The 3,936-nt window shown below is 75.5% G+C and carries 4 protein-coding genes; all 4 read left to right on the top strand.

Features of this window, described 5'->3' with window-relative positions; genetic code table 11:
* Nucleotides 1-1,418, top strand: a 1,418-nt coding sequence (locus ACWGL3_RS31440; RefSeq protein WP_452462135.1) for a molybdopterin-dependent oxidoreductase, incomplete at its 5' end; no start/stop codon positions are given.
* A gap of 68 nt (nt 1,419-1,486) precedes the next feature.
* On the top strand, nt 1,487-2,134 hold the full coding sequence (locus ACWGL3_RS31445; RefSeq protein ID WP_267947521.1) for a fasciclin domain-containing protein: 648 nt from the start codon (nt 1,487-1,489) through the stop codon (nt 2,132-2,134).
* Between the two features lie 310 nt (nt 2,135-2,444).
* Nucleotides 2,445-3,059 carry an ECF RNA polymerase sigma factor SigK gene (gene sigK / locus ACWGL3_RS31450; RefSeq protein ID WP_267947520.1) on the top strand — a complete coding sequence of 205 codons (615 nt, stop codon included), beginning with the start codon at nt 2,445-2,447 and terminating at the stop codon, nt 3,057-3,059.
* Nucleotides 3,056-3,796, top strand: a complete 741-nt coding sequence (locus ACWGL3_RS31455) for an anti-sigma factor (RefSeq protein ID WP_267947519.1) — start codon at nt 3,056-3,058, stop codon at nt 3,794-3,796. Before sigK ends, ACWGL3_RS31455 begins: the two co-directional genes overlap by 4 nt.
* Nucleotides 3,797-3,936 lie beyond the last annotated feature (140 nt).

A 3,936-nucleotide genomic window follows, 5' to 3' on the forward strand; every position in this document is an offset into this window, starting at 1 on the left:
GGGCGCGCCGGCGCCGGGCGGGGGGGGCCGCCGGGGGGGGGGGGGGCGGGGGGGGGGGGGGCCCGGGGGGGGGGGGGCGCCGCCCCGACGCGCGGGGGGCCGCGAGCCCCGTACTCGTCGGCGCGGCGGCAGGGGCCTCGGCCCTCGCCCTTCTCCTCCGGAGCGCGCGCGGGTACCTCCGCCCGGCGGCGGAGGCCGCAGCCGGGGCGGACGGGCCGACAGGCGCAGGCCCGCAGGCGCCGGCGGACGCGCAGGACGTCCCGGACGCGCAGGGCTCGCAGGACGCCCCGGACGCACACGGCACCGGGGGCGCGCAGACGGCGCACGCTCCCGAGCCGGGACCCGCCCAGGGGCCCGGGAGGCGCGGCTTCGTCCTGACCGCGGCGGGGGTCCTGGCCGCCTCCGGGACGGCCGGCGCCCTGGGCCGCCTGCTGCCGTCCGCCCTCGGCGGCACGGGCGGGCGGTCCGCGATCGCCCTCCCCGCCGCCGCCGAACCCCTCGCCCCGCTGCCCTCCGGCACCGACCTCGGTGTGCCGGGCCTGTCCCCCTTCAGCACCCCCGCGGAGGACTTCTACCGGATCGACACAGCCCTCACCGTCCCGCGGGTGGACGCCTCCCGGTGGACCCTGCGTGTGCACGGCATGGTCGACCGGCCGTTCGAGATCGACATGGAAGAACTCCTCGGCCTGCCCCTCGTCGAGGCCGACATCACCCTGGCCTGCGTGTCCAACCAGGTCGGCGGGGACCTCGCGGGCAACACCCGCTGGCTCGGCCACCCCCTCGCGGACCTCCTGCGCCGCGCCGGAGTCCACGCGGACGCCGACCAGATCCTCAGCACCTCCCACGACGGATGGACCTGCGGCACCCCCACGGAGGTCGTCATGGACGGACGCGACGCCCTCCTCGCCGTCGGCATGGGCGGCGAGGCCCTGACCCCCGTCCACGGGCACCCGGCCCGCATGGTCGTCCCCGGCCTGTACGGGTTCGTCAGCGCCACCAAGTGGGTCACCGACATCGAGCTCACCCGGTTCGCCGACGAGCAGGCCTACTGGGCACAGCGCGGCTGGGCCGTGCGGGCGCCGATCAAGACCATGTCGCGGGTGGACGTGCCCGCCCCCCTGGGGCGCGTCGGCTCCGGGGAGGTCGTCCTCGCCGGGGTGGCCTGGGCCCAGCACCGGGGGGTCGACGCCGTCGAGGTCCGCGTGGACGACGGCGCGTGGCAGACCGCCGAGCTGGCCCGGGTTCCGGGCATCGACACCTGGGTCCAGTGGGTCGCGGAGACCGTCGTCGACCCCGGGCGGCACACCGTCGAGGTCCGCGCCACCGACTCCGCCGGCCGCACCCAGCCCCCGGAGCGGGTCGACCCGGTCCCGAACGGCGCCACCGGGTGGCACCGCGTCCGTTTCACCGCCGAGTGACCACGCTTCCGCTGCCCCCGGGCAGCGGTTCGAGACAACCGAAGTTCACCCAGTTGAAGGAGAGAACCATGATCCGCAAGAACGCTCTCACTGCCACCGCAGCCGCCGCCGTCCTCGCCTTCGGCCTGTCGGCCTGTGGCGGGATGGAAGGGGACACGGAGGCCGAGACCCCGGCCGCGGGCGGCGCCGAGGAGAGCCCCGCCACGGAGGAGAACGAGGGCTCCGGCGGGATGCAGGAGGCCGGGGAGAACTTCGGCCCCGGCTGTGCCGACGTGCCGGCGGACGGCGACGGCAGCTTCGAGGGCATGGCCCAGGACCCGGTCGCGACGGCCGCGTCCAACAACCCGCTGCTGTCCACCCTCGTGACAGCCGTGAGCGAGGCCGACCTCGTCGACACCCTGAACTCGGCCGAGGACATCACCGTCTTCGCGCCCAGCAACGACGCCTTCGAGAAGATCCCGCAGGAGGACCTGGACGCCCTCCTGGCCGACCAGGAGCAGCTCACCGAGGTCCTGACCTACCACGTGGTCGAGGGACGCCACGCGCCCGCCGACCTGGAGGAGGGCACGTTCACGTCGCTCCAGGGCGGGGACGTCACGACCGCCGGGTCCGGCGAGGACTACACGGTCGACGACGACTCCGCCGTGGTCTGCGGCAACGTCCAGACCTCGAACGCGACCGTCTACATCGTCGACACCGTGCTCATGCCCTCCTAGGGGGTGCTCTCCGGATGCCTTCGCCGGTGTCGGCGAATCCGACACCGGCGCGGGCGGCCGACCGGGCGGTCTCCCGCAGGACGATCTGCGAGGTCCAGACTGGTCGTGCTCCACGGGCGCGGAGGCGCCGCGTGAGGAGGCCCGGTGGACGCGAGCGCGGAATGATCCGGAAAACACGACCCAGGCTCCGAGCACGACGCACCCGGGCGGCCCGCGCGATGGCGCCGGGCCGCCCGGGCCCGTGCGTCACACGGCCACCGGGCAGGAGCCGTAGGAGCACGACCGCGTACCGACCAGGAACGAGGAGCGGATGAACGAGGAAGCCACGGCGCCCCGTGGTCCCCGCCGCGTGGAGGGGGCGGCGGCCCCCGCCCCGTCCGACCAGGGGCTCACGCGGCTGCTCCGCGAGGTGGCCCGTGGCGACGAGGGCGCGTTCGGCGAGGTGTACGACCTGGTCAGTCCGGCCGTCTACGGTCTGGTGCGACGGGTCCTGAGGGACCCGGCCCAGTCCGAGGAGGTCGCGCAGGAGGTCATGGTGGAGGTGTGGCGCACCGCGTGCCGCTACGACGAGCGTCGGGGGAGCCCTCGCGCGTGGGTGATGACGCTCGCCCACCGGAGGGCCGTGGACCGGGTGCGGTCCGAGCAGGCGGCCACGGACCGGGAGGCACGCGCGGTGGCGGCCGACACGCACCGCCCCTACGACGAGGTGGCCGAGGAGGCCACCGACCGCCTCGAACGGGAGCGGGTGCGCCGGTGCCTGGACACCCTGACCGAGCTCCAGAGCCAGTCCGTGCGCCTGGCCTACTACGGCGGGTACACCTATCGTGAGGTCGCCCGTCTGCTGTCCACGCCGTTGGGCACCGTGAAGACGCGGATGCGCGACGGGCTGATCCGGCTGCGCGACTGCCTGGGGGTGGAGTGGTGAGCAGGAGACTGGGCCAGGACCTGCACACGCTCTCGGGCGCCTACGCACTCGGCGCGCTGTCGCCGGGTGAGAGCGTCCGGTTCGAGGACCACCTGGCCGACTGCGACTCGTGCGTGCAGGAGGTGCGGGGCTTCGCCGAGACGACGGCCCTGCTGGGTTCCGCCGCGGCACTCACGCCCCCGGCGGAGCTGCGCCGGCTCGTGCTGGAGGAGGTGGCGAGGACCCGCCAGCTCGCGCCGCCGCCCGAGCCACTGCCCGAGCCCCGCCGCAAGCGGTGGAACTGGGGCACGGGGCTGGTACTCGCGGCGTGCCTGGTGCTCGTGGTCGCCCTGGGAGCGGTGGCCGTCGACCAGATCCGCGAGGTGGAGCGCCTGCGCCAGAACGAGCGGCAGATCGCCGCCGTGCTGTCGGACCCGGGCGCCGACCACACCACGGCCGAGCCCATGGAGGGCGTGTCCGTGACCGTCGTGCACTCGGAGGCCAGCGGGCAGCTGGTGTTCAGCGCGCACGGGCTGGAGCGGCTGGAGGACGAGGACTACCAGCTCTGGCTGACCCGCCCCGACGGCACCGTCTCGTCGGCGGGGGTCCTGTCGGTGGACGAGGCCGGGTTCGTGCTGCCGGTGCTGGCGACCCCGGAGGACGAGGACACCGACGGCGTGGCGGTCACGGTCGAGCCGGAGGGCGGCTCCGAACAGCCGACCTCGGACCCGCTGATGGCGATGCCCTTCGAGGGCTGACCCGGGGCCGGACGAGTCCAGGGGACTGTTCCGGTGGGCGGCGGGCGCGCGAAGGGATCGGACGGGGCTCCCGCGGGGGCGGGGCCCCGCCGTCCTCCGCTCGAACCCGGGCCCCGGCCCCCGTGCACGACGTGCCCGGG

The organism is Nocardiopsis sp. NPDC055824 (assembly GCF_053616335.1).

Coding starts and splice junctions, on each gene's coding strand:
- ACWGL3_RS31445 (WP_267947521.1), top strand. CDS start 1,487: ATGATCCGCAAGAACGCTCTCACTGCCACCGCAGCCGCCGCCGTCCTC.
- sigK (WP_267947520.1), top strand. CDS start 2,445: ATGAACGAGGAAGCCACGGCGCCCCGTGGTCCCCGCCGCGTGGAGGGG.